Annotated in this window: 4 protein-coding genes and 4 pseudogenes; all 8 read left to right on the forward strand. The window is 67.8% G+C overall.

The genetic code is table 11. The features are described 5' to 3' along the window. Position 1 precedes the first annotated feature (1 nt). The gene (locus UK94_RS32595) at positions 2 to 130 is read left to right on the forward strand and encodes an acyl-CoA dehydrogenase family protein (RefSeq protein ID WP_235487981.1); all 129 of its coding nucleotides are present in this window, start codon (positions 2 to 4) and stop codon (positions 128 to 130) included. Next, positions 127 to 300 (forward strand): acyl-CoA dehydrogenase family protein (locus tag UK94_RS73870; protein WP_268761361.1); only part of this gene is annotated, 174 nt, incomplete at its 3' end. The genes UK94_RS32595 and UK94_RS73870, both read left to right, overlap by 4 nt. 1 nt (position 301) lies before the next feature. Continuing rightward, a pseudogene (locus tag UK94_RS52220) lies at positions 302 to 484 on the forward strand (acyl-CoA dehydrogenase family protein); the annotation flags it as partial. Between the two features lie 20 nt (positions 485 to 504). Continuing rightward, positions 505 to 564 (forward strand): annotated as a pseudogene (locus UK94_RS73875) (hypothetical protein); the annotation flags it as partial. A gap of 1 nt (position 565) precedes the next feature. Continuing rightward, positions 566 to 1,094: pseudogene (locus UK94_RS52225) on the forward strand (acyl-CoA dehydrogenase); the annotation flags it as partial. Between the two features lies 1 nt (position 1,095). Further along, a pseudogene (locus UK94_RS52230) lies at positions 1,096 to 1,226 on the forward strand (acyl-CoA dehydrogenase family protein); the annotation flags it as partial. Between the two features lies 1 nt (position 1,227). After that, positions 1,228 to 1,296, forward strand: a complete 69-nt coding sequence (locus UK94_RS73880) for a hypothetical protein (protein ID WP_268761362.1) — start codon at positions 1,228 to 1,230, stop codon at positions 1,294 to 1,296. A 177-nt stretch (positions 1,297 to 1,473) separates the two neighbouring features. Beyond that, positions 1,474 to 2,508, forward strand: a 1,035-nt coding sequence (locus UK94_RS14500) for an NB-ARC domain-containing protein (protein ID WP_235487929.1), incomplete at its 3' end; no start/stop codon positions are given. Positions 2,509 to 2,898 lie beyond the last annotated feature (390 nt).

Raw genomic sequence — 2,898 nt, forward strand, 5'->3', positions numbered from 1 at the left:
GATGGAGGAGTACCCCGCCGCGCGGCTCTACCGCGACGCCAAGCACCACGAGATCGGCGCGGGCACCAGCGAGATCATGAAGGTGATCATCGCCCGCGAGACCTACAAGGCCGCTGGCGCGGGACGATGAGCATCGAAACCAACCGCTACCTCACCGAGGACGCGCTCGAGCTCCGTTCCGTCGTGCGCCGGTTCGTGTCCGAGAAGATGTCGCGTTCCGACGCCGCGGGGTGGGACAAGGCGGCGCATTTCCCGCGCCCCGTCCTCGACGAGTTGGCCGAGCTGGGCGTGATGGGCCTGNCCATCCCGGAGGAGCACGGCGGTGTCGGTCGCGACATCCACGCGACGCTGATGGTGATCGAGGAGCTGTCGAAGCGGAGCATGGCCGTGGCCATCCCGTACATCATGGCCGCCTGCTACGCCGGGATGACGGTCGTCGACTGCGCCTCGAAGGAACAGAAGGCGCAGTGGCTGCCGGAGATCGNGGCCGGGCGCATNCTGTTNGCCTACGGCTGGACGGAGCCGGATGTCGGGGCCGACCTGGCGAGTGTGAGAACCACGGTGNGGCGCGACGGTGACGAGCTGGTCATCAACGGTGCCAAACGCTTCTGCACCGGCGCCGGCCTCAGCGACTACATCTACACGCTGGCCAACTCCGACCCCGGCGGAGCGAGGTACCGCAACCTGAGCCTGGTCCTCGTCCCGCCCGACGCCGAGGGCGTGACCATCACGCCGATCGACGCGATGGGCATCAAGGGCAGCCAGACGACCGATGTCGTCTTCGACGACGTGCGAGTGCCGGCCGACCTGCTGATGGGGGGTGAGGACGGGTGGAACCGCGGTTGGTCGATGATCACTGGGACCGGTCTCGACGTCGAGAAGCTCGAGGTCGCGGCCATGGCGCTGGGCCTGGGGATCGCCGCGTACGAGGACGCGCTGGCCTACGCCGAGCAACGCGAGCAGTTCGGTGTGCCGATCCTGAAGCACCAGTCGGTCGCGCACACCTTGGCGAACATGCGGGTCCAGCTCTACGCGTCGCGCCTGGTTCTCGACGATGCGGCCGAGTTGGCCGACCGGAACGACGTGTGTGGCGTNCAGACGTCCATGGCGAAGCTCTTCGTCACCGAGACCTGCCGGCAGGTCGTGCTCGACGCCCAGACGATCCTCGGCGCGTACGGGTATGTCGCCGACTTCGATGTGGAGCGCTACGTCCGCGATGCCCTCCTNATGCCGATCATCGGTGGCTCGTCGGCGATCCAGCGCAACAACATCCACAACTGGTCGCGCCGGCGCTGATGGCCGTCCGTCCGTGACCGGACCCTGGAGGAACATCGTGCGTAGGGCGGGTGCGGCTGACCTGGCACCTCGAATACCGATCTATCGGTCGCACGCTCGAATCCTTGTTGACNAACTTCCCGCATCGCTCTAGTCTCGAGCGCTCACCANATTCAGCGGCGTCAGGTCGGAGCTGTCATGACATGTTCTCCCGTTCCCGCCGACCTCACCCGCTTCGTGGGCCGGGAGCAGGAGTGCGTCCAGATCGCGGAGCTCCTGTCCTGCTCGCGACTGATGACCCTGACCGGACCCGGCGGGGTGGGAAAAACCCGATTAGCCAAAGAGGTGCTGCGCCGGCAGGCGGGCGACCTGGTGGACTCCGTCGTCTTCGTCGAGCTCGCCGAGGTCGCCCACGGCGACCAGGTCACGGCGGCGATCGCCGCGGCGCTGGGCCTGGCGCTGGACAGCGGCGGCGAATCGCTGCCGAGCCTGGGCCGGGCCCTCCAGGAGCGCGACATCCTGCTGGTACTCGACAACTGCGAGCACCTCCTCGCCGCGTGCGGGCGGCTGATGGGCGCCCTGCTGCCCGCAGCGCCCGGGGTCAGGGTTCTCGCGACGAGTCGTGAGCCACTCGGCATCTTCGGCGAGCGCACCTGGCGGGTTCCCCCGCTGAGCCTGCCGGCGCCGTCGTCGAACTCCGCTGCCGACAGCGATGCCGTGAAGCTCTTCCTGGACCGAGCGCTGTCGGTCGCACCGGACTTCGTGGTCACCGCCGACCGGCTCCGGATGGTGGGTGAGCTCTGCCGCCGCCTCGACGGCATCCCTCTCGCCATCGAGCTGGCCGCGGTCCGCACGCGCTCCTTCGATCTTCCGCAGATGCTGTCGGATGACGTGCCGATCTTCCGCGTGCTCGACCGGGGGAACGAGGCTGGCCCACTCCGCCACCACACCCTGCGCAAGGCGATCGAGTGGAGCCACGATCTCTGCACGCCCCAGGAGCAGGCCTTGTGGAGCCGGCTGGCGATCTTCAGCGGGTCCTTCAGCCTCGCCGCCGCCCGGGAGGTGTGTGCCGGTGACGGCCTGACCGGGGACGAGATTGTTCCACTGATCGGGAATCTGGTGGAGAAGTCGGTCGTAACCTGCAACGTGATCGAAGCCGCCCCACGCTACCGGCTTCTGGAAAGCCTGCGCGTCTTCGGGCTCGAGCGTTGTGAACAGGTGGAGACGTGGCGTNGTCGGCACCGCGACCACTATCTCGGTCTGGCGCTGGAAAGTACGCACACCTCGACCGGGGACGAGCAGCTCGTCACGGTCCGGCGGCTTCAGGGTGAGCTTCCCAACATCCGCTCCGCCGTCGGCTACTCCCTCTCGCGGAGCTCGGAGCGGCTGATCGGCCTCGAGATGACGGGTGCGCTCTGGTTTTACTGGAATGCCTGTGGCCACCTGCGTGACGGCTGTCGTTGGTTACAACGCGCGCTCGCGGAGAATCCCGAGTCGACGCCGGCGCGCGCAAAGGCCCTGTGGGTGCTCGGGTGGTACGAGATGGTCCAGGGAGACAAGGCCAACGCTCGGCTTCACCTGGAGGCGGCCCGGGACATGGGTCGGGCGATCGGTGACGCCTCG

The sequence above is a fragment of the Frankia sp. AvcI1 genome (assembly GCF_001420875.1).
Taxonomy (GTDB): Bacteria; Actinomycetota; Actinomycetes; order Frankiales; family Frankiaceae; genus Frankia; species Frankia alni.

Excerpts from the sequence above, each read along its gene's own strand:
- UK94_RS32595 (WP_235487981.1), top strand. The coding sequence starts at position 2 with ATGGAGGAGTACCCCGCCGCGCGGCTCTACCGCGACGCCAAGCACCAC.